The organism is Sinorhizobium arboris LMG 14919, assembly GCF_000427465.1.
In the GTDB taxonomy this organism is placed as follows: domain Bacteria; phylum Pseudomonadota; class Alphaproteobacteria; order Rhizobiales; family Rhizobiaceae; genus Sinorhizobium; species Sinorhizobium arboris.
This window is the reverse complement of record NZ_ATYB01000014.1, coordinates 1,050,387-1,077,253: the sequence shown is the minus strand read 5'-3', so window position 1 is coordinate 1,077,253 and position 26,867 is coordinate 1,050,387. Positions and strand designations below refer to the sequence as shown.

At 57.5% G+C, this 26,867-nt stretch carries 20 protein-coding genes and 3 tRNA genes; 9 read left to right on the top strand and 14 right to left on the bottom strand.

The window, feature by feature from the left end; translation table 11 throughout:
• Nucleotides 1–2: 2 nt before the first annotated feature.
• The 14 genes from SINAR_RS0116265 to SINAR_RS0116195 form a co-directional block, all read right to left on the bottom strand.
• Complete coding sequence (locus tag SINAR_RS0116265; protein ID WP_028000081.1) at nt 3–617, bottom strand: NADH-quinone oxidoreductase subunit J; 615 nt, start codon at nt 615–617, stop codon at nt 3–5.
• A 151-nt stretch (nt 618–768) separates the two neighbouring features.
• Entirely contained in the window at nt 769–1,260 is a 492-nt protein-coding gene (gene nuoI / locus SINAR_RS0116260; protein WP_028000080.1) for an NADH-quinone oxidoreductase subunit NuoI, read from the bottom strand.
• A 64-nt stretch (nt 1,261–1,324) separates the two neighbouring features.
• The gene (nuoH, locus tag SINAR_RS0116255; RefSeq protein WP_028000079.1) at nt 1,325–2,368 is read right to left on the bottom strand and encodes an NADH-quinone oxidoreductase subunit NuoH; all 1,044 of its coding nucleotides are present in this window, start codon (nt 2,366–2,368) and stop codon (nt 1,325–1,327) included.
• Between the two features lie 20 nt (nt 2,369–2,388).
• The gene (gene nuoG, locus SINAR_RS0116250) at nt 2,389–4,470 is read right to left on the bottom strand and encodes an NADH-quinone oxidoreductase subunit NuoG (protein WP_028000078.1); all 2,082 of its coding nucleotides are present in this window, start codon (nt 4,468–4,470) and stop codon (nt 2,389–2,391) included.
• A gap of 197 nt (nt 4,471–4,667) precedes the next feature.
• Complete coding sequence (locus SINAR_RS0116245; protein WP_028000077.1) at nt 4,668–5,312, bottom strand: helix-hairpin-helix domain-containing protein; 645 nt, start codon at nt 5,310–5,312, stop codon at nt 4,668–4,670.
• Between the two features lie 6 nt (nt 5,313–5,318).
• Nucleotides 5,319–6,623, bottom strand: a complete 1,305-nt coding sequence (nuoF, locus tag SINAR_RS0116240; protein WP_028000076.1) for an NADH-quinone oxidoreductase subunit NuoF — start codon at nt 6,621–6,623, stop codon at nt 5,319–5,321.
• A 14-nt stretch (nt 6,624–6,637) separates the two neighbouring features.
• Nucleotides 6,638–7,468, bottom strand: coding sequence for an NADH-quinone oxidoreductase subunit NuoE (gene nuoE / locus SINAR_RS0116235; protein ID WP_028000075.1), 831 nt, complete (start codon nt 7,466–7,468; stop codon nt 6,638–6,640).
• Between the two features lie 16 nt (nt 7,469–7,484).
• Entirely contained in the window at nt 7,485–7,739 is a 255-nt protein-coding gene (locus SINAR_RS0116230) for a hypothetical protein (protein ID WP_028000074.1), read from the bottom strand.
• On the bottom strand, nt 7,739–8,929 hold the full coding sequence (locus SINAR_RS0116225) for an NADH-quinone oxidoreductase subunit D (RefSeq protein WP_028000073.1): 1,191 nt from the start codon (nt 8,927–8,929) through the stop codon (nt 7,739–7,741). The genes SINAR_RS0116230 and SINAR_RS0116225 overlap by 1 nt, the downstream gene beginning before the upstream one ends.
• Before the next feature lie 56 nt (nt 8,930–8,985).
• The gene (locus SINAR_RS0116220; protein WP_028000072.1) at nt 8,986–9,591 is read right to left on the bottom strand and encodes an NADH-quinone oxidoreductase subunit C; all 606 of its coding nucleotides are present in this window, start codon (nt 9,589–9,591) and stop codon (nt 8,986–8,988) included.
• Nucleotides 9,592–9,609: 18 nt separating this feature from the next.
• The gene (locus tag SINAR_RS0116215; protein ID WP_003531828.1) at nt 9,610–10,188 is read right to left on the bottom strand and encodes a NuoB/complex I 20 kDa subunit family protein; all 579 of its coding nucleotides are present in this window, start codon (nt 10,186–10,188) and stop codon (nt 9,610–9,612) included.
• On the bottom strand, nt 10,179–10,544 hold the full coding sequence (locus SINAR_RS0116210; RefSeq protein ID WP_003531826.1) for an NADH-quinone oxidoreductase subunit A: 366 nt from the start codon (nt 10,542–10,544) through the stop codon (nt 10,179–10,181). The genes SINAR_RS0116215 and SINAR_RS0116210 overlap by 10 nt, the downstream gene beginning before the upstream one ends.
• A gap of 294 nt (nt 10,545–10,838) precedes the next feature.
• Nucleotides 10,839–10,915: transfer RNA gene (locus tag SINAR_RS0116200), tRNA-Asp, on the bottom strand.
• A gap of 70 nt (nt 10,916–10,985) precedes the next feature.
• Nucleotides 10,986–11,062, bottom strand: a tRNA-Asp gene (locus tag SINAR_RS0116195).
• Between the two features lie 438 nt (nt 11,063–11,500).
• Between SINAR_RS0116195 and SINAR_RS0116190 the strand changes: the two genes are divergently transcribed.
• From SINAR_RS0116190 to SINAR_RS0116135, 9 genes are all read left to right on the top strand, one after another.
• Nucleotides 11,501–11,576, top strand: a tRNA-Val gene (locus SINAR_RS0116190).
• A 1,864-nt stretch (nt 11,577–13,440) separates the two neighbouring features.
• Nucleotides 13,441–14,175 (top strand): hypothetical protein, encoded by a 735-nt coding sequence (locus SINAR_RS0116180; RefSeq protein WP_028000070.1) that lies wholly within the window; start codon nt 13,441–13,443, stop codon nt 14,173–14,175.
• 572 nt (nt 14,176–14,747) lie between these two features.
• Nucleotides 14,748–15,047, top strand: coding sequence for an SPM autocatalytic domain-containing protein (locus SINAR_RS1000000137375; protein ID WP_028000069.1), 300 nt, complete (start codon nt 14,748–14,750; stop codon nt 15,045–15,047).
• A gap of 956 nt (nt 15,048–16,003) precedes the next feature.
• The gene (locus SINAR_RS0116170; protein WP_150823949.1) at nt 16,004–16,573 is read left to right on the top strand and encodes a hypothetical protein; all 570 of its coding nucleotides are present in this window, start codon (nt 16,004–16,006) and stop codon (nt 16,571–16,573) included.
• 689 nt (nt 16,574–17,262) lie between these two features.
• Nucleotides 17,263–17,922 carry a hypothetical protein gene (locus SINAR_RS0116160; protein ID WP_028000066.1) on the top strand — a complete coding sequence of 220 codons (660 nt, stop codon included), beginning with the start codon at nt 17,263–17,265 and terminating at the stop codon, nt 17,920–17,922.
• 744 nt (nt 17,923–18,666) lie between these two features.
• Nucleotides 18,667–19,236, top strand: a complete 570-nt coding sequence (locus SINAR_RS0116155; RefSeq protein WP_028000065.1) for a hypothetical protein — start codon at nt 18,667–18,669, stop codon at nt 19,234–19,236.
• A gap of 2,357 nt (nt 19,237–21,593) precedes the next feature.
• Nucleotides 21,594–23,060 (top strand): SPM autocatalytic domain-containing protein, encoded by a 1,467-nt coding sequence (locus SINAR_RS0116145; RefSeq protein WP_167333603.1) that lies wholly within the window; start codon nt 21,594–21,596, stop codon nt 23,058–23,060.
• Nucleotides 23,061–23,174: 114 nt separating this feature from the next.
• The gene (locus tag SINAR_RS0116140; protein WP_033057721.1) at nt 23,175–25,340 is read left to right on the top strand and encodes a type I secretion system permease/ATPase; all 2,166 of its coding nucleotides are present in this window, start codon (nt 23,175–23,177) and stop codon (nt 25,338–25,340) included.
• Nucleotides 25,337–26,812 carry an HlyD family type I secretion periplasmic adaptor subunit gene (locus tag SINAR_RS0116135; RefSeq protein WP_028000062.1) on the top strand — a complete coding sequence of 492 codons (1,476 nt, stop codon included), beginning with the start codon at nt 25,337–25,339 and terminating at the stop codon, nt 26,810–26,812. Before SINAR_RS0116140 ends, SINAR_RS0116135 begins: the two co-directional genes overlap by 4 nt.
• The last annotated feature ends 55 nt before the right edge of the window (nt 26,813–26,867 follow it).

The window sequence follows — 26,867 nt, the reverse complement described above, 5'->3', positions numbered from 1 at the left end:
GGTTAGATGCCCTGCCCCGGCTTGACCGTAACCACCTCGACGGCGTTTTCAGGGGTGCGGGCAACCTGCTGCGGAATGCTCTGACGCTTGATGTTCTGACGGTGACGCAGGGTCAGCACGATGGCGCCGATCATGGCGACGAGCAGCACGAGCCCCGCGATCTGGAAGAAATAGACGTAGTGGGTATAGAGGACATCTCCGAGCGCGGCGGTGTTGGTGCGTTCGCTCGGCGCCGGTATCGGCATGGCGATGCCCTTGGCGATATCAGGCGAGAAGGCCGAGCCGCCGACGACGATGATCAGCTCGGCGGCAAGGATCAGCCCGATCAGCGCGCCGATCGGCGCATATTCGAGCACGCCGGCGCGAAGCTCGGCAAAGTCGATATCGAGCATCATGACCACGAAGAGGAAGAGAACCGCGACGGCCCCGACATAGACCACCAGCAGGATCATCGCCAGGAACTCGGCACCGGTCAGCAGGAAGAGCCCGGCCGCATTGAAGAAGGTCAGGATCAGGAACAGAACCGAATAGACCGGATTCTTGGCCGCGATGACCATGAATGCCGACGCCACGGCGATGAAGGCAAATAGATAGAAAAAAAGAACCTGCAGACCCATGATCGGTGCCTTTTTCGTCTTGCTGGCGTGAAGGCATGCAGCCCCGCACTCCATGAGGCAAAGCCGGACCACCTGTCCGGCCGATGCCCAAACCCGTTTTGCATGCACCGTTTTCGATCGAGCGGCGCGATGCTGCGTTGCACGAATGGCCTCAGCGGTAAGGCGAGTCCATCGCAATGTTGCGCGCGATTTCCCGCTCCCACCGGTCACCGTTGGCGAGCAGCTTTTCCTTGTCGTAGTAGAGTTCTTCGCGCGTCTCGGTGGAGAATTCGAAATTCGGCCCCTCGACGATCGCATCGACCGGACAAGCCTCCTGGCAGAAGCCGCAATAGATGCACTTCACCATGTCGATGTCATAACGCACCGTGCGGCGGGTGCCGTCGTTGCGGCGCGGCCCGGCCTCGATGGTTATGGCCTGGGCAGGACAGATCGCCTCGCACAGCTTGCAGGCGATGCAACGCTCTTCGCCGTTCGGGTAACGGCGAAGCGCGTGTTCGCCACGAAAGCGCGGGCTGACGGGCCCCTTCTCGAAGGGATAGTTCACGGTCGCCTTCGGCCGGAAGAAATAGCGCATCGACAGAAGAAATGCGCCCACGAATTCCTTGAGGAACAGCGAGCTGACGGCGTTCGACAGAGCGGCCATCATTAACCTCCAAACTTGCCGGTCTCGGGGAAACCGGCGGTATGCAGCGAAGCTTGAGCGGCCATCATGCCCAGCCCGTCAGCTTCAGAACGAATGCGACGATGACGACCATCGCCAGCGAGAGCGGAAGGAAGACCTTCCAGCCGAGGCGCATCAACTGGTCGTAGCGGTAACGCGGGACGAAGGCCTTCACCATGGCGAACATGAAGAACACCAGCGACGCCTTCAGCACGAACCAGACGATGCCGGGGACCCAGTTCAGGAGCCAGATGTCGACCGGGGGCAGCCAGCCGCCGAGGAACAGGATGGTCGTCAGCGCGCACATCAGGCAGATCGCCGCGTATTCGCCGAGCATGAACATCATGTACGGCGTCGAGCCGTATTCCACCATGAAACCGGCGACGAGTTCCGATTCGGCTTCCGGCAAGTCGAAGGGCGGACGGTTGGTCTCGGCGAGCGCGGAGATGAAGAAGATGATGAACATCGGAAAGAGCGATAGCCAGTGCCAGTCGAGGAAGGAGGCAGGCAGGCCGAGCATGGTGCCGAGGCCGTCGTTCTGCGCGACGACGATGTCCGTCAGATTGAGGGAACCGACGCAGAGCAGCACCGTGACGATCACGAAGCCGATCGAGACCTCGTAGGAAACCATCTGCGCGGCGGAGCGCAATGCGCCGAGGAAGGGATATTTCGAGTTGGACGCCCAGCCGCCCATGATGATGCCATAAACCTCGAGCGAAGATATGGCGAAGACGAAGAGGATGCCGACATTGATGTTCGCGATCACCCAGTTCGCGTTGAGCGGAATGACCGCCCAGGCGGCGAGCGCCAGCGTCACGGAAACGAGCGGCGCAAGCAGAAAGATCGTCTTGTTGGCGCCGGCCGGAATGACCGGCTCCTTGAAGACGAATTTCAAAAGATCGGCGAAGGACTGGAACAGCCCCCAGGGACCGACCACGTTAGGGCCGCGGCGAAGCTGCACGGCCGCCCAGATCTTGCGGTCGGCGAGCAGGATATAGGCGATGAAAAGCAGCAGCGCGACCAGAAGCAGGAGCGACTGGCCGATCATGATGGCCGTGGGCCAGACATAGGTCGAAAAGAAAGCGTCCATGATGCTCTATTCCCTCGCGCTCATTCCGCGGCAGCTTTGAAATTGTTGCGCGCCAAGGCCGAGCATTCGGCCATGACGGCGGATGCGCGCGCTATCGGGTTCGTCAAATAGAAGTCTTTGACCGGAGACGCAAACACGGATTTCGCCATCGCACCGGCTTTTTGTGCAAGTGCGGCAATTTCGTCGCTGCTGCCGGCGGCGATCCCGTCGACATCGGCGAAATGCGGATAGGCCGCATAGAGCTTGGCGCGCAATTCGCCGAGCGAGTCGAATGGCAGCTTCCTGCCGAGCACGTCGGAAAGCGCGCGGATGATCGCCCAGTCCTCGCGGGCTTCACCCGGTGCGAAAGCGGCGCGGCTGCCGATCTGAACGCGCCCTTCGGTATTCACCCAGGTGCCGGACTTTTCCGTGTAGGTCGCGCCGGGAAGAATGACATCCGCCGCATGTGCGCCGTTGTCGCCGTGAGAGCCGATGTAGACGGTGAATCCTGCCTTTCTGGCGGAGAGGTCGATCTCGTCGGCACCCAGCAGGAACAGGACATCCATGGCGTCAAGCATTTCGAGAGCCGGCTTGCCGCCCGGGCCGGGCACGAAGCCGAGATCGAGACCGCCGACTCTGGCCGCCGCGGTATGAAGCACGGCAAAACCGTTCCACTCGGCGTTGACGGCACCAACGGCGACGGCAAGCTTCGCCGCATTGGCGAGAACGGCCGCGCCGCCCTCCCCTGCCAAGGCACCCTGGCCGACGATGATCAGCGGACGCGCGGCCTTTTCCAGCGTCGCGAAGAATGCGCCCTTGCGGGAAACGAGTTCAGCGAGCGTATCGGTACCCGCACCCAGATATTCGTATTCGTAACGCAGCTCACCCGCCTCGCCGATCACGCCGATGGGGAAGTTGGCCAGGCGGTAGCGCTTGCGGATACGGGCATTGAGAACCGATGCTTCGAAGCGCGGATTGGAGCCGATGACGAGCAGCGCATCGGCGCTTTCGATACCCTGGATCGTCGGGTTGAAGATGTAGCTCGAACGGCCGAACGACGGGTCGAGCGCTGCGCCGTCCTGCCTGCAATCGAGGTTTTCGGAACCGAGCGAGGCGATGAGCTCCTTCAGCGCGTACATTTCCTCGACCGATGCGAGATCGCCGGCGATCGCACCGATTCTGTCGCCGGAAGTGCCGGCAATGGCGGTGTTGATCGCCTGGAAGGCCTCACCCCAGCTTGCAGGCTGCAGGCGGCCGTCCTTCTTGACATAAGGACGATCGAGGCGCTGCGTCTTGAGCCCGTCCCAGATGAAGCGGGTCTTGTCGGAGATCCACTCTTCGTTGATCTCCTCGTTGACACGCGGCATGATCCGCATGACTTCGCGGCCGCGCGTATCGACACGGATAGCCGAGCCGACCGCGTCCATGACATCGATCGATTCAGTCTTGCCGAGCTCCCACGGGCGCGCGGTGAAGGAGAAGGGCTTGGAGGTGAGCGCGCCCACCGGGCACAGATCGACGACATTGCCCTGCAATTCCGAGGTCATCGCCTGTTCGAGATAGGTGGTGATCTCGGCATCCTCACCGCGGCCGATCAGGCCGAGTTCGGCGATGCCGGCGACTTCCGTCGTGAAACGGACGCAACGCGTGCAGTGGATGCAGCGGTTCATCACCGTCTTGACCAGCGGGCCGATATATTTGTCCTCGACCGCGCGCTTGTTTTCCTGATAGCGCGAGCTGTCGATGCCGAAGGCCATCGCCTGGTCCTGCAGGTCGCATTCGCCGCCCTGGTCGCAGATCGGGCAGTCGAGCGGGTGGTTGATGAGCAGGAATTCCATGACGCCTTCGCGCGCCTTCTTGACCATCGGCGTGGTCGTGAACACTTCCGGCACTTCGCCGTTCGGACCGGGACGAAGGTCGCGGACGCCCATCGCGCAGGAGGCGGCCGGCTTCGGCGGTCCGCCCTTCACCTCGATCAGACACATGCGGCAGTTGCCGGCAACCGAAAGCCGCTCATGGAAACAGAAGCGCGGAACCTCGGCGCCGGCCTCCTCGCATGCCTGAAGCAGCGTGAAATGATCCGGGACCTCGATCTCTTTTCCGTCGACTTTCAGCTTTGCCATCTTCGTACTCAATCCTGTCTTCAGTCCGTCTGCTTTTCTACAGCGCCGCGCGTCTTATCAGACGCGCAAAGGTCGCTCTAGCACTTTGGTTTGCTGCCGTGCTTCCCCTAATCGGCTACGATTAAGGGAAGCACCCAGTAGGCGACGGACAATTCCTTCACGGTCTCGCCGCTTGTGACGACCGCATGGTCGTCACCTTATTTCCCTTGCGCTTCCGTGAGCGCCATTGCCTGCCCGACCCAATCGTCGCGGACCACACGGCCGCCAAGGCCGAGTTCGCTGTCCAGCCGCTCGACGTCGCCCTTGCTCAGGGCGGCGATGTCGGCGAAGCGGAAAATGCCCTTGCCGTTCAGCACCTGCTCGAGCTTGGGACCGATGCCGGAGATACGCTTCAGGTCGTCGTTTGCGAGGCCTGCCGCCGGTGCCGCAGCCCGCTTGACGGGCCTGCGCGGCTTGCGCGTCTCGCCCTGCGAGACCGTGGATTTCCTCGCTGCCGCTGCCTTTTGCGGCATTGCCGCCGGGGCCGGCTTCGAGACCTCCGCCTGATGCGGCGCAGCGACGCTTTTCTGCAGCATGCTGGCCGCCCCCTGCATCGCGCCGAACATCATGCCGGCCATGTGACTGGACAGACCGAAGCCGAGCGCCGTCGCCGCCGCGACGGCCGCCGCCGGATGCGCCATCAACGGATGCAGTCCGACCTTCGGCAAGCCGGCATTCGATAAGTTCCTCATCCATTCGCCCATGCCGAACGGATCGGCCGGGTCGGCGCCCTGAGGCCATGCGAATGGAGCGGTCGCGCTCGCAGCATTCCTTACCTGTCCGTCCTTGGGTGCCCCAGCCATGGCTTCTTACTCCGCCGCCTCCAGCACGGCGCCATGCGAGGTCGCATTGCGCGTGTATTCGTCGATCCGCTTCTCCATCTCCGGACGGAAATGCTTGATCAGGCCCTGGATCGGCCACGCGGCCGCGTCGCCGAGCGCGCAGATCGTATGGCCCTCGACCTGCTTCGTCACGTCGAAGAGCATGTCGATCTCGCGTTTCTGGGCGCGGCCCTGCACCATGCGCTCCATGACGCGCATCATCCAGCCCGTGCCTTCGCGACAGGGCGTGCACTGGCCGCAGCTCTCATGCTTGTAGAAGGCCGAGAGCCGCCAGATCGCCTTGATGATGTCGGTCGACTTGTCCATGACGATGACGGCAGCCGTGCCCAGGCCCGAACCGAGCTCGCGCAGGCCGTCATAATCCATGATCGCGTCCTTCATCTGCGCGCCGGGCACGCAGGGAACCGACGAGCCGCCGGGGATGACCGCCAGCAGGTTGTCCCAGCCGCCGCGAATGCCGCCGCAGTGCTTCTCGATGAGTTCATGGAACGGGATCGACATCGCGTCCTCGACCGTGCACGGGCGATTGACGTGGCCGGAAACCGAATAGAGCTTGGTGCCGTGATTGTTGGGGCGGCCGAAGCTCGTATACCAGCTGGCGCCGCGGCGCAGAATGGTCGGGGTCACCGCAATCGACTCGACGTTGTTGACCGTGGTCGGGCAACCATAGAGGCCCATATTCGCCGGGAAAGGCGGCTTCAGGCGCGGCTGGCCCTTCTTGCCTTCGAGGCTTTCGAGCAACGCCGTCTCCTCGCCGCAGATATAGGCGCCGGCACCGTGATGCACGTAAATGTCGATGTCGTAACCGAGCTTGTTGTTCTTGCCGAGCAGGCCGTAGTCGTAGCACTCGTCGATCGCCGCCTGCAGCGCTTCGCGCTCGCGGATGAACTCGCCCCGGACGTAGATATAGGCGGCGTGCGCACCCATGGCGAAGCTCGCAATCACGCAGCCTTCGATCAGCGTGTGCGGATCGTGGCGCATGATGTCGCGGTCCTTGCAGGTACCGGGCTCGGACTCGTCGGCATTGACGACGAGGTAATGCGGGCGGCCGTCGCTTTCCTTCGGCATGAAAGACCATTTGAGACCGGTCGGGAAGCCGGCGCCTCCGCGGCCGCGGAGGCCGGAGGCCTTCACCTCGTTGATGATCCAGTCGCGGCCCTTTTCGAGGAACTGCTTCGTGCCGTCCCAATGGCCGCGCGCCATCGCGCCCCTCAGCGACTTGTCCTTGAGGCCGTAGATGTTGGTAAAGATGCGATCTTCATCTCTAAGCATGGGGTATCACCTCTTCACCGCGGCTTCTTCGAGGGCTTCGACTTGTCGACCGTTTCGCCCTCGATCTTGACGTTCTTCGCCGCCGCCTTCCTGGCGGTAGCCGGCGTCTTCAAGGTCGGGTTGGTAACGTCCGTCGCGGTCGACGGCTTTGCCGCATTCGACGGAGGTACGCTCACCGCCTTTTCGTCCTTCGGCTTGCTTGCACGGACCGATTTCTTCTTCTCTTCGACGGGCTCCGGCGTCTGCAACGTCGTCAGACCGCCGATCGGCGCGGAATAGACGCGGTCGATCTGCGGGCCCGGCACCACGTCCGCTCCTTTGCCGGCCTCGAAGAGATCGATGATCTCCTCGAGCCGCTCCGGCGTCAGATCCTCGAACGTGTCCTTGAAGATCATGATCATCGGCGCGTTGACGCAGGCGCCCTGACATTCGACCTCTTCCCAGGAAAGCGTGCCGCCCTCATTGAGGGTGAACGGTTCGCTGGCGATCTTCTTCTTGCAGATCTTGATCAGGTCTTCGGCGCCGCGCAGCATGCAGGGCGTGGTGCCGCAGACCTGGACATGGGCACGCGTTCCGACCGGCTGCAGCTGGAACTGGGTATAGAAGGTGGCGACTTCGAGGACGCGGATATAGGCCATGCCGAGCATGTCGGCGACCGACTCGATCGCCGCCCTCGTCACCCAGCCGTCCTGCTCCTGAGCACGCATCAGCAGTGGAATGACCGCCGACTGCTCGCGGCCCTCGGGATATTTCTTGATCGTTGCCTCGGCCCAGGCAGCATTTTCCTTGCTGAACGCGAAGGCCGCTGGCTGGACTGTGTCTTCGGCTAGTCGACGAACGGACATTCTAGTTGACACCTTATCAGTTAATCGAACCGCACCGCGATTTCGTCAGCGAGACAAATTCGCAGGCATAGGCTGACTGGTCTTTCTGCAAAAACACGATATAGCGCGCGCCGTTGTTGACGGCGGCCTTGATCTCGTAGCCCCTCGACAGGAGCGCCGACATGCTGCCGCCTCTGAGCGCTGCGGACGACGCACTTCCGACGTCCTCCTGGGCCCAGACCCCGGAGGCGAGCACAAGAAATCCGACAGCGGCGAACGGCACCAGACGCATCAGCGATCCACCTCGCCGAACACGATATCGAGAGAGCCCAGCACGGCCGAGACATCGGCAAGCTGGTGTCCGCGACAGAGGAAATCCATGGCCTGGAGATGCGCGTAGCCCGGTGCGCGGATCTTGCAGCGATACGGCTTGTTGGTGCCGTCGGAAACGAGATAGACGCCGAACTCGCCCTTGGGCGCCTCGACCGCCGCGTAAACTTCGCCGGCCGGCACGTGGTAGCCCTCGGTGTAGAGCTTGAAGTGATGGATCAGCGCCTCCATCGACCGCTTCATCTCGCCGCGCTTCGGCGGCACGATCTTGCCGTCGAGCGAGGAGACCGGACCGATCTTGGCATCGCCGAGCAGGCGATCGACGCACTGACGCATGATACGCGCCGACTGGCGCATCTCGATCATGCGGATGAGATAGCGGTCGAAGCAGTCGCCGTTCTTGCCGATCGGAATGTCGAACTCCAGGTCGGAATAGCATTCATAGGGCTGCGAACGGCGCAGGTCCCAGGCCGCACCGGAACCGCGCACCATTACGCCGGAGAAACCCCAAGCCCAGGCGTCTTCGAGGCTGACGACACCGATATCGACGTTACGCTGCTTGAAGATGCGGTTGCCGGTCAGAAGCTCGTCGATATCATCGACGGTCTTCAGGAACGGGTCGATCCAGTTGCCGATGTCTTCGACCAGCTCGTGCGGCAGGTCCTGGTGCACGCCGCCCGGGCGGAAATAGGCCGCGTGCATCCGCGCGCCGCAGGCGCGCTCGTAAAAGACCATCAGCTTCTCGCGCTCCTCGAAGCCCCAGAGCGGCGGCGTGAGCGCGCCGACGTCCATGGCCTGCGTGGTCACGTTGAGGAGATGCGACAGGATACGGCCGATCTCGGAATAGAGAACCCGGATCAACTGACCGCGGATCGGCACGCGCGTACCCGTCAATCTTTCGACGGCCAGCGCGAAGGCATGCTCCTGGTTCATCGGCGCGACATAGTCGAGCCGGTCGAAATAGGGGATCGCCTGCAGATAGGTCTTGGCCTCGATCAGCTTCTCCGTGCCGCGATGCAGGAGGCCGATATGCGGATCGACCCGCTCGACGATTTCGCCGTCAAGCTCCAGCACCAGACGCAGAACGCCGTGCGCCGCCGGATGCTGCGGGCCGAAGTTGATGTTGAAGTTGCGGACGTTATGTTCGGTCATACCGATTGCTCCAGGCCGGATGGCGTCCTTCGCGGATCGCCGCGGGCCGACTTGATTCAGCGTGGCTTCGCCTTCTCATCGCCGGGCAGCACGTATTCCGTACCTTCCCAGGGCGAAAGAAAATCGAAATTGCGGAATTCCTGCTTCAGCTCGACGGGTTCGTAGACGACGCGCTTGGCTTCGTTGTCGTAACGCACCTCGACGAAACCGGTCAGCGGGAAATCCTTGCGCAGCGGATAGCCTTCGAAGCCGTAGTCCGTCAGGATGCGCCTCAGATCCGGGTGGCCGGTGAAGAGGATGCCGTACATGTCGTAGGCCTCGCGCTCGAACCAGTCGGCGCCGGGATAGACCGATGTCGCCGAAGGGACGGGCTCGTCCTCGCCGGTCGCGACCTTCACGCGGATGCGCTGGTTCTGGCGCGGCGAGAGAAGATGATAGACGACATCGAAGCGATCCGGCCGCTGCGGATAGTCGACTCCGCAGACATCGATGAAACTGACGAAACCGCACTGGACGTCGTCGCGCAGGAAAGTCAGGAGCGCGATGAGGTTCTCGGCTTTCGCCGTCACCGTCAGTTCGCCGTATTTGACCTCCGCATCGGCGATCAGCGCGCCACGCGCCTCGCGAAGATAGGAGGCAAGCTCGTTCAGGGCTTCACTCATCTTAAAGTTCCCCTGCCCTTAGCGCTCGATCGTGCCGGTCCGGCGGATCTTCTTCTGCAGCAGAAGCACGCCGTAAAGCAGCGCTTCTGCCGTGGGAGGACAGCCTGGCACGTAGATGTCGACGGGCACGACGCGGTCGCAGCCGCGCACAACCGAATAGGAATAGTGATAATAGCCGCCGCCGTTGGCGCAGGAGCCCATCGAAATCACGTAACGCGGCTCCGGCATCTGGTCGTAGACCTTGCGCAGCGCGGGCGCCATCTTGTTGGTGAGCGTGCCGGCGACGATCATGACGTCGGACTGGCGCGGCGAGGCGCGCGGCGCAAAGCCGAAACGCTCGGCGTCGTAACGCGGCATCGACATCTGCATCATCTCGACCGCGCAGCAGGCGAGACCGAAGGTCATCCACATCAGCGAACCGGTGCGGGCCCAGTTGATCAGCTCGTCGGTCGAGGTGACGAGAAAACCCTTGTCGGCGAGCTCGTTGTTGATCTCGCCGAAGAAAGCGTCATTGCTGCCGATCGGCTTGCCGGTGGCGGGATCGAGGATACCCTTGGGCTGCGGCGCAACGAGCGTGGTGCCGGATGCTAATTCCATTCCAGCGCTCCCTTCTTCCATTCATAGATAAAGCCGACCGTCAGGACCAGAAGGAAGACCATCATCGACCAGAAGCCGAACCAGCCCATCTCCTTGAACGAAACCGCCCAGGGGAAGAGGAAGGCGACTTCGAGATCGAAGATGATGAAGAGGATCGACACGAGATAGAAGCGGACGTCGAACTTCATGCGGGCGTCGTCGAACGCATTGAAGCCGCACTCGTAAGCCGACAGTTTTTCCGAATCAGGCGCCTTGAAGGCGACGGCGAAAGGAGCGACCAGAAGTGCGAGGCCGATCACCAGCGCGATCCCAATGAAAATCGCGATCGGTACGTAGGAACCGAGAAGTTCTGTCATTGTTATCCGTCCCTGCCTGCGGAGGGCGCCATGAAAGCGCTTCAACGAAGAATGCCGCAGGCCGAAAAGCATGTTGCAACGCCAGAGTGGTTAGCGCAGCCGGCGCCCGTGCGCAAGCCTCGAAGGGGCATTTAAACCGGTTCGCGGCGCATAGCGGGGATGCGCCAGCCGCTGGATGCACGGCAGGGCGCACAATCGCGGGAACGCGACGGCTATCGGAAACGGAAGAACGGCGAGGCACATTGCCGCAGCGCACAAAGAGGTATCGAAAGCAAAGACGAAAGGGACGAGAAATGGCGCGAGTGACGGGGCTCGAACCCGCGACCTCCGGCGTGACAGGCCGGCACTCTAACCGACTGAGCTACACCCGCGCATTATGGCCATCGCTGGCCATTATCTCATCATCGGCACTTTTTGAGAATGCCGCAGACTTCTCAAGAGTGGCGCGAGTGACGGGGCTCGAACCCGCGACCTCCGGCGTGACAGGCCGGCACTCTAACCGACTGAGCTACACCCGCATCTCTTGGACTTTCCAGAAGCGCTCGCGCCCCTGCCCGAACCGGCCCTGCCGTTCGATGAGCGGCTAACTAAGCGGTTCGCATTGGGGTGTCAAGCGCGTTTGAAGACAAATCCGTGACGGAACGATTTTTGATCCACAGCATGGCTTTGCGGAAGGATTCGGATTCGGATCGCGCCGTTCACGGACAGGACGACAGGGCGCTCTCAAAAACAATTCCAGGCGAGAGGACGTCCATACCATTGCCAGGTCGGCCCGCAGCGGCAGCCGGACGCCCCCCCTCGCCCGATTTTATCCACAGGCTGCGTATCGCAGCCCACACGCGCGTGGGCCGGAGATAAAAATTTCCAAAAAATCGCACGAACGCTCTTGCGGTTTTCGCCGGTTACGCATAGATCACGCCCACCGACGCGGCGGACACTCGTCCGGCAACGCGAAAGGGCGATTAGCTCAGTTGGTAGAGCGCCTCGTTTACACCGAGGATGTCGGGAGTTCGAGTCTCTCATCGCCCACCATTTCTTTCACATGACAAGCATGTCTTCGTAAGTGGCTCTCGCAAGTCGTCTCACCGCTTTGCTGAAGCCTCAGCGAGGAAGGCGGTACGCCGCACTGTGCACGTTTCGCAATCCTCCAACCCTCATCTTTAACGAGCACAAGGGAACCGACGGCCTCCTTACGATACGGCGCCAACGTCACATGCCCGATCCTGTCCACCTGCGAGCCGTCAAGCGCGACCTGTATAGCAGCTCACCAAACTCCCAAGCTTGCTAATTCCCCAAGACCTCGTTCCCTGCTTGGTGCGGCGAGGTCGGAGATACCGTGGAGCACCGTCGCCGGCGAGATGGGGCGACCGAAGCTCGGGGGAACCTTTATACGTACGGTGTCTTCGGGGATCAGCCCTCCTCTTCCGTCCAACGGCGCATCCGAGATTCCACGCTCGGCGAGACCGAGACCTCAGCAAGACAAAGAAGCTTCGTTCGATAAGACGCGTCAAAGGTGTCGATAAACGGGAGACCAGCTTATTTGCATATAACCATCGCGCATGGTTCATGTGCCTCGACTTCGGCGTGAGTGTGAATAGCGATGATTAGCTGTGGGAAATCGCCAGTGTAGATGGATGTTGTCTGCTTAAACGGCTAGACGTGCCTCACCTATTCGAAACACATTTCCGGAAATATTTATTTTTCTCGGATATTACAATGAACATTATCAATTTTATTAGAAATCATCTGTTGATATATAGAATTTCTATGATTGCTTCGGTAATTCTAATCGCGAATTTTACTAAATACTTTCACGCGGTGTTACTATGGATTTTATTATTGATAGTTATTGGGAAGTTATATGAAGCATTTATTCTTCGAGGTGGACACCGATGGGATTCAGATCCGGTTAGTTTGAACCTGATGGTCGTTTCGAAATTTGCCGAATACGTCTGGAATGGATTTCGCTAGGAGCATTGAATGCAAGAGACGACAAACAGCACTGACGGCTGCGCCGGTTGGGGCACCGCTGGTGCTTATTTCGACGGAATATTGTCAGGGATCGCTTAACACCGCGAGCCAGGACTGGAGTCGACAAGCCGCATAATCGGTCGGATGATGGTCGACGTAGCGTTCTTCTCGGGGCCAGCGCTGGTGGGTGCAGCCGTAGATGGACGACTCAATGAAGAGATTATTGCCCAGGAAACGTCATTTGGCGGCAACTTATTTGCACATAAGGCCAGCTCCGCGTTTTTGCTTCATCTTGGCGCTTGAGGCACTCCTCGACGTAAGGACCGGATAAATGGGCATTTTTCAAATGTTCGAACGCACACTTCCAACCCAAGAGGCGGGGCCAAGGTGAAGTCGTACAATTTCGGCATGTCAGGAAGAAACCTGTGAAAAGCGGCATCTATTCGGATGCACGGAACACCACCTTCAAAGACTCAATAGTCAATGACTGAAAGAATAAACATAATCTTTAATATATTTTTATCAACAAACCTTGCAGTGATATTAATCATGGTTTGGTTCAGACACAGCATAGATATTGATGGATGGGAGATATTTATATTAAGATCTTTGTCTGTGACCTTTGTGGCGACTATGCCATTTTCTTTGGGCAGCTATATAATTACGAAGACCTATATACTTCTAGTTGAAGACAAGGTATTCAGGAAGCACCTAAGTCGAAATCCGATTTTGTTTTTCGTTTGGCGTGAAGTTTTGGAAAGATACAGCGACGGAGACGCCTGATGTCAGCGGCGCTTCCCCCGGGGCAGCCGGCATGCTGCGCGCGCGAAAAGACTTGGCACAGCCTATTTGCACATAAGGCCACCTCCGTGCTTTGGCGTCGGCTTGACGATCGAGGCGCTGTGCAATCGTGACGACAGGAGCCATGGCCATTTTTCGAACGCGCACGCTTTTGATCATGTTTTCTGCGCTAGGCGCGACGTGGCTCGGATGGCGCGTCGCAAACGAATACGTCCTTGCATATGCAAGCCAGCACTATCTGGCCAACGGGGTGGTGCGCATCGAACTGCCGAGCGGGCGCAAGTTCAACATTCCCGAGCGCTACATGTATTGGGAGGGCTTTGTGAAACATGGCCGCTGGCCCAAGCCCAGGGAGGGCCGGGTCAAAGTCGAATCGTTCAACTTCGATGCGCTGCTGCCCGATTTGCGACCGTATCGCGAGGAGGACGATGCAAAGTGGCAGGCTCCGGGACACGGCGACAAACTGCATGTCTACGTCCACCGCAAGGACTTCGACGCCACGTCCTGGCGTCACGTGTACGAAAGCGAACTGGACAGCGTCCGGCGTGGCTACGCAAAGAGAGTGGACGATGAGTATGGCCTTATCAAATTCCTTGATTTGTCGGGGAAGGAAGGAGAACTGAGGCCTTATGAGGTGACTTATTTTACAACTGACTTTAAAACCATCATAAGATGTAGCTTTCCGGGAACTGCCGCATCTCCAGGATGCAAGATAAACTATATATACGACAGCGCCAGTAACTATATAAGTTATTCCTACTCTTCTGCTTACTTTAAAGACTGGAGGAAAATTCACATCAATATCATCAACCTCATCACAAAATTCGAGCGTGATGGTGTTTTAGGTTCTGTTAAGTAGGCGGTCAACAATGGTACTATTCATCAACAGCCGGCAATTGTCTAGGCTTAATACTTTCTCGTCCGTTGACGATTATATCGACGGCTGGCGTTATCTGGCATCAATCGGTGATACTTACGCCGACAACGCCTTCGTCGGAGCTAGCATATATTCTCTCGCTCCTCGTTAGATATCACTGAGGAAATACCGCCGGACCCGAAGCTTACGAGCAAAAGTTTGCGGAGGTGGCCCTCCGGCACTTTACGAACTACGCTCCTCCAAAGGCTTATGCGGCGGCGGCAAGGGCAGCGGCCCGTCGTCCAAGAGCAAGAGTTCCGGTTCGGGCGGTAAAGGTTCGAGTTACGGTGGCACGTCCACGGCCAAACGCGACAATCAGAACACCGCATCCTATGGCAGTTGGGACCGGGGCCGATCCGGCGGCGGTGTCTCGGTAGCACCAGAGACGGCACGATGAAGTCGAGCAATTGGAGAGATCCCGTCCTCCTCGACCTCACCGGCAACGGTCTCGCCGTCGATCCCCTCTCCTCCTCGCCCTTCTTCGTCGATCTCGACGGCAGTGGCTACCTAACCGCATGGCCTCGGCCTGCGCCGGCATGCTGGCTCTCGACATCGGCGGCGACGGCAAGATCGGCGATGCCAGCGAATTCGTCTTCACCGAATGGGACAAGTCGGCGACGGGCGATCTCGAGGCGATCCGGAACGTCTTCGACACCAACGGCAACGGCAGGCTCGATGCCGGCGATGCGCGCTGGTCCGAGTTCAAGGTGCTGGTCGACGGGATCAGCCCCGCTTTTCCGTCCAGCGGCGAATCCGAGATTTCACGCTCGGCGAGACCAAGACCTCAGGAAGAACAAAGAAGCTTCGTTCGATAAGACGCGTCAAAGGTGTCGATAAGCAGAAGACAGCTTATTTGCATATAACCATCGCGCATGGTTCACGTGCCTCTATGTTCGGCGCGCATATTAACCGGGGTCGGCGTAAGCGTCAGCCGATCACTGCTCGCGGCGATCAGGCGAGTTTCCGATCAGATCCCCTAGGGTATAGTAATGCTGTTCATCACCTCAAAACATATTATTTATTTAATTAAATACTTACTATTAACTACAATTAACGTCAATACTTGTGGATTTAAATGCGAAAACGTCTGAATATCTTTCTAAGCATTCTATTTTTTGCAATGCTGTTGTGCATATACGTCATAGTTGTTTTGAATTACATCTTTCCTTCATACGCATTTTATTTTGAGTTACTTTATTTTTTAATAGTAGCGGCCATGTTTATGTTATTTCCGTTAAGTATACTTTCATTAGCGCTATCTATTGGATGCAAGATACACATAAATGATACATATTACTTAAAAAAAATGAAAGAAAGTCCAATACGCTATCTTGTATGGAAAGAAATACGAGATGAGATCGAACGGAATGGGAATTGATGAAATAGGCAACGAAATCAAATACCGGGCACCCAGTCTATTTGAAGGCGGTATCTATGGACAGATCCTGACCAGAGCACGGCGAAGCACCTCGCTGGGTCACGCACAATCTCCGCCTCGACGGTCGGCCAACGTGGACACCCCCGGCGCCGTTTCCCGATCAGGCAGCCCCCATTGCGCGCAATAATTGTTCTCCGTCTTATTTGACCATAAGCGTGTAATTCTTTTGGTTAAATTTGAGCGCTGTCTATCGGTGCGAGACCGGCATTGCCGGACATGAATTGGAGGTGAGGGGCTGAATGTCGATGGTCCCCCGTTGGTTTCGTGAAACAAGCGCCGAATTCAGGTTCGTCTTTCGCTACGTTTCGCCACAATTTGCGAACGATGGACCGGGTGGCTTTGTTCCTGCTGCTGCCATTCGTCGTGATGTTCCTCCCGTACGATTGGCTGGCTCGCGCCGCCAACAAGACGATATTCTTTGCGCTCAGTGACCGGCACGAGGCGGACTACGCCTATCTACTGGCCCACCGACCGGAATTTGCCGATGCCTATGTCGGCGGTGTTGTTGTGCAGCTTGCTGTGCTCGTCGCCGGAGTGGTCGTTCACTCGTATTTCGCGATTACGTCCAGGGATATTGTCTTCGTTGAGGACCGGAAAGGGGCCTATTTCTGCTGGGCATCCATCGCAATAGTCGTCTTTGCCTTCTCGGCTTTCAGTTTTTCCCGATTGACCGATTTTGGCCTTTCCACCGACGTGTCTTGGTTTGCGGATAACCCCGAGGCTCGCAGGAGGCTTACGCCTGTTGCCACCAATTCCTCGGCATTCCTGATGACCGGCTTATTCTTGGCCGCGGAGGCTGCATTTGTCCCTGCTGGCGTGGTGCAGACGTTGATCATTTTCGCTCTCGGACGACGCGTCAGCTTCAACGATATCAAAGGGGACTACGTTAATGCCAAACAATAGAGGCTCGGTGAACTGGGCCGCCGACGCACTGCATGGCAATGCGGACACCATCCCGCCCCACGTCACGCCAAGCGCGCAAAAATCTAGATGCAACTTATTTGCGCATAATTATGTTTCCGTGCTTTGGCGATCACAGGATAATTGCGCCGCATCAATGGACGCGACAGCTCGACCAGAAAGACACCTCACGCACACATGTACGTCTTGAAATGTTTGATCCGGAGAAGCTCCCTGCGATCTACACAGAGCCCGCGCAGAAATACCTTTCCTGCAGAAGATTTTCAATGACTAAGAAAATAAACGCTATCTTCAATCTTATTTTCATCGCCATTTGGATTTCAATATTATTCATCATGTCAATTAGCAGCTCAACAAATTTCGGAGGATATATAGAGATGATCTTCAAAATCCTTTCTTTTCTTATGGTTATCACCGCCCCCTTTTCACTTTTTAGTTATATACTTACAAAAGCATATCCATTTTTAATTAGTGACAGCATATACAGGAAGATACTTAAAAGAAATCCTATATTATTTTTCATTTGGCGGGAAGTATTGGATAAATACAGCGACGACGCATAGTAATGTCGTCTAGATCAAATAAGCGTGTAATTCTTTTGGGTTAAATTCGAGCACTGTCTGTCGGTGCGAGACCGGAATTGCCGGACAAGAATTGGAGTGAGGGGTTGAATGCCGATGGTCCCCCGTTGGGTTCGCGAATCGCACGCCGAATTCATCTTCGTCTTTCGCTACGCGTTTCGCCACAATTTGCGAACGATGGACCGGGTGGCTTGGTTCCTGCTGCTGCCGGTGAGCGTAATGTTCGTCCCATACCACTGGCTTGCGCTCGCTGCCAATAAAACCGTGTTCTTTGCCCTCAGTGACCGGCATACAGCCGACTACGCTTATCTGCTGCACAATCGCCCGGAGTTTGCGGAAGCCTATGTCGGCGGCGTCGTGGTCCAACTGGTCATTCTCGTCGTTGGCTTAATCGTTCACTCTTACTTTGCGGCTACCTCCAGGGACATTGTCTTCGTCGCCGACAAGAAACGGCTCTATCTGTGCTGGGTATTTTTTACGGTCGTCTTCTGTGCTTTCGGGGTATTTTCTTTTTCCCGGATGACGGATTTTGGCCTTTCCGCGGAGGTGTCCTGGTTCGCGGATAACCCCGACGCTGTCAGAAAGCTTATGCCGCTGACCCCGAATTCCTCGGCATTCCTGATGACGAGCCTGTTCCTGGGAGCAGGTGCTTTCGTGCCCATGGTTGTGGTGCAGATGTTGATGATCGTCGCTCTAGGCCGACGCGTGAAGTTTCACGAAATAAAGGGAGAATACGTCGATGGCAGATAGGAACGCCGCGAGTTCGCTGAATGAGATACGGCGTAACAGCGGCGGCAGGGCCGCCTCTGTCGTATTCGATATCGATGAGTACGCCAGCGCTGTTCATAACAGAACCGGTCAAGATGTTGCCGTTCAGGTGATGGGCACAGTTCCAGCCAGTCGCCCCCTCGGCCCTCGCCAACATCATCGACCAGAACCCGCAGGATCCGACGTCGGTCAATCCAGACAAGCCGCAAAGCTATAAGCCGAGCTCCAAGACCAAAGACAAGGTCGGCGGCAATGGCAACCGCGACAGAGAAGACAGTTACTCCCGCACCAATAGCAGCAGCGGCGGTTCCAAATCGTCCTCCGCTGGTAACTCTTCAAAGAATTCTGGCTACGGCGGAAAGAGCGGCGGGTATTCATCGAAAAGCTCCAAATCGAACGGTTCGAAGTTGAGTAGCAGTGGCACGGACACGGGCAAACACGAGCAGTTGGGACCGTAGCAGCTCCGGCGGGGGCGTCTCCGCGTCGGGAAAGCGGCGAACCGCCAGAAGCGGTACGGGTGAAAGTGCTATGAACGCAAAGTTCAAACTTATCTTATTTGACCATAAGCTAACTTCTATGCCTTTGCATTCTCACAAGGTAGTTCTCTTTCCCGCGCGGTGTCCGTCCTAGCAGGGAACCATGCGGAATTATTTGATGAATTTGTTAGTCGCGCTGTATTGAGATATTACCTCATCGAAAAATATATCTTAGGAAAATATACTTGTCGTGCTAGAAAATAACGACACAACCTTAAAGTTCGAAGCGCAGATGAAGATTGAGGTCAAGCACCTCAAACGTTCAGCGCTCCTCATGATCATTCCAGCAATATTCGCGATTGCCGGAAGGTTATTTTTAGCATCCTATCCGAACACCGCGTGCACGATGGCAGACAATTCAGTGTTTTTTCCACTTTGGCCACAGAATCTGTTGCTACATGACCAACTGAACGCCAGCCGATTCACGCCGAATGAAAAATGCACGTTCTTTGCAATGCAGTCGATATTTGCTGCGGGATGCTATATTTGGCTTTTTTTAAAGATTATTGACGATATCAATCGCAAGGACCGGGTATTCATTCCTGGATTCTTAAAAGTAGCGATAATCACAACCGCAGTAAGCTTTACTTCAATCTTAACTTCGAAATTCAATGAGTATAATTCTTTATATTCCCTCAGCCTATCACAGTCAATCGAGATAAACACATGGAAGAACCTCCCCCTTATTTGGCTTACTGTATTCAGCATAGGGATTCTGATCGAAAGAACCTTGGCCTACCGTCGATCACGGTTCCCCTGAGCCCCGCGGCCCCCTCGCCCCTCGTCGACACCGTCGACCGGAATCCGCAGAGGCCGGCGTTGCTCAACAGCCGGCATGCTTCGCGCGCAAAAAGACTTGGCACAGCCTATTTGCACATAAGGCCACCTCCGTGCTTTGGCTTCGGCTTGACGCATGAGGCGCTGTGCAATTGTGTGACGATAGGAGCCATGGACATTTTTCGAACGCGCACGCTTTTGATCATGTTTTCTGCGCTAGGCGCGACGTGGCTGGAATTGCCGGTTCGCCATCGAATACGTCCTTGCAGATGCAGGCCAACACTACTTGGCAAGCATCGAACTGCCGAGCGGACGCAAGTTCAATACACGTAATTCCGGAATCCACATGAAAAACGATAGAGGATTTGACATTTTTGAAAAAGTATCCAGCGACCATGCTATGGATCGGCAGAATGCAGAAGCACGTTTAAATAGATGCCTAATAGCTATCTTGGTATCTTCAGCCATATCTTTGGCAATGTTTTTCTTAATCTCGAATTTTTCCGATGAAATCGTCTGCGCCTTTTCAAATAAAAATGCATTATTGTATCTTTGGCCACCTAACGGATATATAATTGATAGCATATCTACAAGCAGATACACATATAGGGAAAAATGCGAATTTATTGCGGCCAGATCAATTATGAGTGCAACTCTATTGCCTTATCTTGCTATAATAACATTTACGGGAATCAGAAGTGCAAACTCTTATTATGTTAGAGGGTGGATATTCCCGTTTTTTGTTTTACTAATGCTCGGGGTGCTTACCGAGTTCATTCCGATTTCTGAGTCAGATTCTCGATTTAATCTTACATACAGCTCTGATATCAAGGGAAATATAATTAAGAGCGCTATATCTATATTCGGAATTTATTCATGCATATATATAATATGCTTTCGTTTATTTCCTTACATTCGGTCGTTACATAACATGGGCAAGGGAAATTCGTGATGGCGAGGTTCTTCCAACGAATGGATGAACCTGGCCGCAGTGGCGAGGGACGATCACCCCAGGTGAACTCCGGGGCGAAGCATTTTGAGCTGCAAAAGTAAATCTGCCACGGCCGCCCTGCTTTCGATCTTCCACGGGATGGTAGCCCTGGTGTCGGTCGGCGAGCTTGACGATCAAACAACTTTAATTGGTATTGAGGAAATATGATGAACTTGTCGCTGTCTACCGACGAATTTATCGATTTTAGATCCTCCTTTCGGCGACCGAGAGTATTCTACGCAGAGTCGCGCTTGTCTCGATGCCGAGACCTTTCGCGATATATTGTGATTGTTATTTCCAAGGAGTCTCAATGCTTGATCCATTGTTCGAATTAATCTCTCATATAATTAGGAACTTTAGGTATAAGTGGATAATATACATCCTCATGATTATTGCCTGCGTGTTTGTGTCCGTAATCTCGGTAATTGACTGGCTCGGTCTAATGTCTCGATAGGAGGTGCCCATGGATTCCATTTTTTCTCCCGGCAAAAGTGCGCAAGTCCTATCGGGTTCGTCGGTTGCAATACCATGGACATCGGATCGGCCCATCACGGCCACAGTGACAATCTCGGGCGCCTTCCAACGATTTGGAGGCACAGGAGCGGGGTTTGCTGATGTCCAACGAGTGGGCAGTACTCCTCCGGAGCAACCGCCTACCCCACCCGTAAAAAAATTGGGAACGACTTATTTGCACATAAAGCCGTCTCCATGCTTTGGCTTCGGTCTGGCGCTTGAGGCGCTCTTCAACGTGACGATCGGATCTATGGGCGTTTTCGAATGTTCGAACGGGCAATTCCAAACCCAAGGAGGGCTGGACCAGAGTTGATTCGTTTAATTTTTGACAGATCAGAAATAAAGCGATGCGAAGTGGACCTTATTCGGAGCATATAAAATCACCAGCAATGGGTTAATGGACAATTACTAATTGAATAATAATATGTTTAACTCCGAATGTACGATCATGTTTGCGTCGATACAGTAGATGGTAAACTTCGAATAATGGGAATGATCCATAACAATATCTCCATCGATTCCTGTGCCTGTCACAGGAATCCAGCCAGGCCAAGTCCTTGGGCTGAAAGACTATTCAGCACAACGCCACCAATGTTGACCGCTCCACGCCAACCGTCACCAGGCGCCGATGGAACGGCGCTCGGCCAAGGTACGCCCAAACGCGCTTCGCGTGCAAAAATAATCACCACAACTTATTTGCTTATAATCATTCTATGCGTGCTGATGATGGGGGAATTGTTGTTTCGTCCTCGCTGAGTCGGCAGGATGAGAACAACCTCGACCTGCATGACATCGACAGTTTCTAGGATTGCTAACACCGGAAATGGAAGCCAATCGTGGATAATCAGCGCCGGCTAGAACCATCGACGCACGTCTTCAGCCATACGTCCATAGGCTCGGAATTCTTCTCAGGGATGGACGATCCTGGCCGAAGTGGCGAGGGACGATCGAACCGGGTGACTGCCGCGGCAAAACGCTTCAACGATGCAGCCGGCGCCTTGACGCAGAGGACCTATCTCAACGATGACAAAACCAAGACCGTCACCTTCTACGACGCCGCGAAAAAGAAAAGCTATTCAAGCCTCACGCAATACCTGGATGCGGCGGGCAAGCTGACGAAACAGGTCCAGACCAACGACGACGGCACCAAACAGACGGACTGGTACGATCTGGCCGACACCAAGGCGTGGTGGCAGCAGACGGATTGGAACGATGCCTCCGGGGCGCTGACGCAGCGGTCGTATCTGGATGACGGCAAGACGCGGGTGACGACGAAATACGATCCCGGCAAGACGCAGACATGGACCACCATCGTCCAGAACTTCGATGCCGCCGGCAAGATGACGACGCAGGTTCAGACGAATGACGACGGGTCGAAGGAAACGACGACTTACGATGTGGCGAATGCGCAGAACTGGAGTCAACACAGCGAGATCAGCAATGCATCGGGGACCATCACCCAGCAATCCTGGTGGTATGATGATAAATCAAAACTTACAACGCTGTATGACGGCTTTAAAAGCACCGAAAAATACTACAATTCCGCAGGACAACAAACACGACAAATCGAACGCGGTTGGTTCAGTTACGTTATTTACACAACATATGACTTCGACGACTCGAAAACATGGTCAAAATATACTGAAGAATATCGGGCAACAAATGACAGCCCGAGCTCGACCCGTGATGTTAACACATATTGGGACGACGGCAGGATTACGCGGGGAAAACCACCCGTCCTGCTCGACCTGAACGGCGACGATCACATCGACCTTCGCCCCTTCGATCCATCTGCCGCTGACGGCCCCGCCTTCGACTGGGACGGCGACGGCATGCGCGATGGTACCGCCTGGTTCGGACCGGAGGACGGCATTCTTACCATAGACCTGGCAGCAAACGGCGAGTCCGGCTCTGACGGCCTCATCGACCAGGCGCGAGAACTCGCCTTCGCCTCCTGGGTCGAGGACGACAGCGTCACTTCCGACATGGAAGGGCTGAGGCTGGTGTTCGACACCAACCGCGACAATGTCCTCGACATGCAGGATGCGCGCTGGAACGAGTTCCGCGTCTGGCAGGATCACAACCAGAACGGCATCACGGAATCAGGAGAACTGTCGACCATGCCGGAGGCAGGCATCCGGCTGGTGAACCTCATGCCTTCGACGGATGGGGCAAAGGCCTTCGAGGACGGATCGATGATCACCGGAACGGCCACTATGACGATGGCCGACGGCAGCACCCGGCTGGTGGCGGACACCACGCTCGCCTACCGCCCGTCCCAGCTGAACGGTCAGGTCGCCTGATCGCACCATCGGTTCTCCCGCCCCTTCGCGGTTCGCGGGAGAACCGCTCTTGCAGGATTTGCCCCCTCACATGACGTGTTCGGGGCCGAGTGCCGAATACACATGTCTCTGATAATGACACCGCCGCGCAGCGAGGACGGTCGCATTCAAGACCGGCCGCAGGGCGACAGCGGACTCTCCGCCCTGTGCGCCGTCGCCGGCTATTACAGGCTTACCGCCAATGCCCCTTCGCTTTCCCGGCAACTGGCGCTCACTGCCGATGCAGGAGAGGACGACCTGCTGCGGGCGGCGCGGGTGATCGGCCTCAAGGCCCGCCCGATCGTTGCAGCGGCGGGCCGTCTTGCGACGATGCCGGTGCCGGCGATCGCCTGCCTTGCCGATCGTTCCTACGCAATCTTCGGCGGCAGGTCCGGCGAAGGACGCTACCGGCTCGTCGATCCGCTGGATTTCACGAGCCGCGAGGTCGATGCGGCCGACCTGCTCCGGCTTACGAAGGTACGCTTCATTCTGGTTCAGCGCCGCTTCGGCGGACCGGGAGTGAACCCCGCAGACTTCGGCTTCCGCTGGTTCCTGCCCTCGATCTGGCGCTACCGCCGCGCATTCGCGCATGTGCTTGTCGCGTCGCTTTTCGTGCAGCTCTTCGCGCTGATTACGCCCTTGTTTTTCCAGGTCGTGGTCGACAAGGTGCTGGCGCACCGGAGCTACTCGACGCTGATCGTGCTCGTGGCGGGGCTTGCCATCGTCGGCCTCTTCGACGTGGTGCTCCAGTATCTGCGCACCTATGCCCTGTCCCACACCACCAACCGTATCGACGTGGAGCTCGGCCGGCGGCTGTTCCGGCACCTCCTCAGCCTGCCGCTCGACTATTTCGAACGGCGACCGACGGGACAGACCGTGGCGCGAATCCGCGAACTGGAGACGATCCGCGCCTTCCTGACGGGACAGGGCCTGTTCTCGGGCCTCGACCTCGTCTTCACCTTCGTCTTCATCTTCGTGCTCTTCTGCTATTCCGCGACGCTTGCCTGGATCGTCGTGGCTTCCATCCCCTTCTACCTGGCCATCGGCTTCCTCGTGCGGCCGTTCCTCAAGGAGCGTATCGACGAGAAGTTCAACCGCGGCGCCTGGAGCCAGCAATTGCTGGTCGAATCGGTGGTCGGCGCACAGACCCTGAAGGCGGCGGCGGTCGAGCCCGTGGTATCGGCCGACTGGGAAGAGCGGCTCGCGGCCTATGTGAAATCCTCTTTCCTGGCGACCATGCTCGCCGCCAAGGGACAGAACGCGATCCAGTATGTCAGCAAGGTCACGAGCGCCGCGCTGCTGCTGTTCGGCGCGCAGGCCGTGATCGACGGTCAGCTGACGGTGGGCGCGCTCGTCGCCTTCAACATGATCGCCGGCCAGGTGTCGCAGCCGATCCTCAGGCTTTCGCAGCTGTGGCAGGACTTCCAGCAGGTCCAGGTCTCCGTTGCCCGGCTCGCCGATATTCTCAACGCGCCGGCGGAGCCACGCCCGGCCGCCGCCGTTACCCTGCCGCCGCCGCGCGGTGCGATCGCCTTCAAATCGGTCAGCTTCCGCTATTCGCACAATGCTGCCGACGTGTTGAAGGACGTGACGCTTGCGGTTCGGCCCGGCGAAGTCGTCGGCATCGTCGGGCCATCGGGGTCCGGCAAGTCGACGCTGACGAAGCTGGTACAGCGCTTCTACATTCCCCAATCCGGCCAGGTCTTCGTCGACGGCAACGATATCGCCCAGGTCGATCCGGCATGGCTGCGCGCCAGCATCGGCGTCGTGCTGCAGGAGAACATGCTGTTCAACCGCTCGATCCACGACAATATTGCGCTCGCCAATCCGGCGATGCCGCGCGAGGCCGTCATGCGGGTGGCCCGGCTGTCGGGGGCGGACGAGTTCATTGCGAAGCTCCCCCGCGGCTACGACACGCAAATCGAGGAGCGCGGCGCCAACCTCTCCGGCGGACAGCGGCAACGGTTGGCGATCGCGCGGGCGCTTGCGACCAATCCGCCGATCCTCATACTCGACGAGGCGACGAGCGCGCTCGACTACGAAAGCGAGCGGATCATTCTCGCCAATATGCGCGAGATCGTGAAGGGCCGTACCGTGATCATCATCGCGCACCGCCTCGCAACCGTGCGGCATTGTGACCGCATCATCGGCATGAAGGACGGTCGCCTCATCGAGGAAGGCTCGCACGAGGCGCTGCTTTCCCGGCCGAACGGCCTATACGCGCATCTCTGGCATCTCCAGACGGGGGCGGTGCAGGCATGACGCTCCCGTCATTGCTTTGGAAACGGTCTGGCGGCAAACAACGCCGGCAACGGGCGGACGCGGAGTTCCTGCCGGCAGCGCTCGAAATCCTCGAGACACCGCCTTCCCCGGTCCGGGCATCGCTGATCTGGCTTCTGTGCACGCTCGCGACCGGCGCACTCCTATGGAGCTGGATCGGGACCTTCGACATCGTCGCGACCTCGCAAGGAAAAATTCAGCCGCTCGGCCGCGTAAAAATCGTGCAAACTCTGGAGGCCGGAAAGGTCCGGTCGGTTCCCGTCGTCAATGGCCAGGAAGTAAAGGCCGGTGACCTCCTCGTCGACCTCGACGACACCGAACTGCGTGCCGAGTCGGAGATGCTGTCCATCGGCCTGGCCGCGCTAAAGGCCGAGATCTTGCGCCGCGACCGGGCGCTTGCGCTCGCCGCTGAACTCGGCGATGGCAGCGAAGCCGTGCCGTCGCGAAAGCTGGCAACCGAAATCGCTTTCCCGGCGGAAATCCCCGTGCCGATCCGGCGCCGCGAGCAGGCTGTCCTCGACGCCGATGTCTCCGAACTCGTTTCCGTCTTCGATCGAATTCGCGCGCAGAAGAAGCAGAAACAGGCGGAGATGGCTCGCCTGTCTTCGACCATCAAAGCTCAGCGCACCTTGGTTTCGACGCTCGGCGAACGCGTGGCGATGCGAACATCATTGCTTCACTCCCAATCCGGATCCAAGGCGGACGTCATCAATGCCGCCGAAGTGTCGCAACGCGCCGAAGCCGAACTGACGGTAATGGTCGGGCAAGCGGCCGAAGCCGAAACAGGTCTGCAGGTGCTAGCCGCCGAGCAGGCAAGCGCGATCCGGGGCTTCGTCGCCGAGAATGCCCGCCAGCGTGCCGATGTCGCCCGGCGGGCGGACGAGCAGGAACAGCTGTTACGAAAAGCCACGGCCCGCCTGCATTCCATGAAGATTCGCAGCCTGATTACAGGAACCGTGCAGGCGTCGGCGATCACCACTGTCGGCCAGATCGTCACGTCGGGCACCGAACTGATGCGCGTGGTGCCCGTCGGCGGACCGATCGAGATCGAGGCCTATCTCCCCAACCGGGATATCGGCTTCGTCGCCGCGGGCATGCCCGCGGTGATTAAGATCGAGGCATTCCCGTTCACCCGGTACGGCATTGTCGAAGGCAAGGTCGTCCATGTCGCGACGGACGCCATTCCGGAGCCGGACGCGCAACAGATCGAAGGGGCTGCGGCGAAGGAAATCGAAAGCCTGGTCCCGATCGGCAATGCCCAGCGCATGCAGAACCTCGTATTTTCCGTCACCGTGCGCCCGAGCCGGACCACAATCACCGTCGATGGCCGCGTGATGCCGCTGAAACCCGGCATGGCCGTCACGGTGGAGATCAAAACCGGAAAGCGGCGAATATTGGAATATCTGTTCTCGCCCATCGCAGAAGTCGCATCGCAGGCGATGGGCGAGAGGTGACCTGCCGGGAGACAATGGAGCGGCTGGTTTCATCGCCCCTCATCCGGCCTGCCGG